This is a genomic window from Leifsonia sp. SIMBA_070, assembly GCF_046534635.1.
Taxonomy (GTDB): domain Bacteria; phylum Actinomycetota; class Actinomycetes; order Actinomycetales; family Microbacteriaceae; genus Leifsonia.
Map to the genome: position 1 here is coordinate 1 of NZ_JAWRYK010000758.1, position 246 is coordinate 246.

The 246-nt window shown below is 65.0% G+C and carries 1 protein-coding gene; it reads left to right on the forward strand.

The window, feature by feature from the left end; all coding sequences use genetic code 11:
* On the forward strand, window positions 1–246 hold a 246-nt coding region (locus tag SB754_RS22280; protein ID WP_410784459.1), incomplete at both ends, for a class I tRNA ligase family protein.

A 246-nucleotide genomic window follows, 5' to 3' on the forward strand; every position in this document is an offset into this window, starting at 1 on the left:
CCGCGCCCAAGAACCAGCGCGACTTCGATGTCATTTCCCGCCGGAACTTCATCGAGCTGTGCGAGGAGCTGGCGGTGGAGGACGAGAAGGTCTTCGAGGACCTCTTCTCCACGCTCGGCCTGTCCGTGGACTGGACCCGCACCTACCGCACCATCGATGACAACTCGCGCGCCGTTAGCCAGCGCGCCTTCCTGGAGAACCTCAAGGCCGGGGACGCCTACATGTCGGAGGCTCCCACGCTGTGGG